Consider the following 893-nt stretch of genomic DNA (forward strand, 5'->3'; position numbering starts at 1 on the left):
GAATTGCAGTATGAATAGACCAATCAACATCTGCATTTGAAGTAAAGGCCATTTTAGACAAAGGCGGCTCTTCTAAGAATTGCCCAGAAGAGTGGCGAGATGGTAAACCTAAAAACTGGCATAAGGCCCGGTAAACCATTTCAGTCCCCAAGACCTTACCGTCAAAACTATAGCCGGCAATATGCGGCGTACCAATAAAGACTTTGCGAGCCAATTCGACATTAAGCTCAGGCTCTCTCTCCCACACGTCAAGGATAGCGGTAAACTGTGGCTGATGATCTAGGAAGTCATTCAGGTCATCATTATCGATAACCGGCCCCCGACTCGAATTAATCAGAATTTGCTCTGGCTGCAAGCTTTCAAGCACCTGCTTATCGATCATATGGTAGGTTGGATGCGTACCTTCTTTACTTAAGGGCACATGAAGTGATATCAGGTCGCAGCGCATCACTTCTTCAAATGATACAAGTGAATCATCATCCAAAAACGGGTCACAGGCTTTAAACTTGATTCCCAGCTTCTCCAAGCGCGCAGCAAGTAAGCTACCAACATTGCCATAACCCACAATACCGACTGTTACCGAGCCTAAATCGAGCGAATGAGTTTCGGTTAGAATTGATAAGCAACTTAAAACATACTCAACAACAGAGTTAGCATTACAGCCAGGCGCATTACAGTAGCGAATGCCCTGCTGATCAAGGTAATCAGTATCAATATGATCAATACCGATGGTGCATGTTCCAACAAACTTAACTGAACTGTTTTCTAAAAGCTCACGGTTTACTTTGGTTACTGAGCGTACTATCAAGAAATCTGCATCACTCAAATGTTCCGCCTTAATCTCCCGCCCGGGCAACTTAACAATGTCACCTAAATCACCAAAAAAACGTGTG

Annotated in this window: 1 protein-coding gene; it reads right to left on the bottom strand. The window is 43.9% G+C overall.

Annotated features, from left to right (window positions below; translation table 11 throughout):
- A partial coding sequence (locus A3763_RS02645) for a 4-phosphoerythronate dehydrogenase (protein ID WP_197482709.1) occupies positions 1-826 on the bottom strand: 826 nt, incomplete at its 3' end.
- Between the last annotated feature and the right edge of the window lie 67 nt (positions 827-893).

Source organism: Oleiphilus sp. HI0128, from assembly GCF_001635365.1.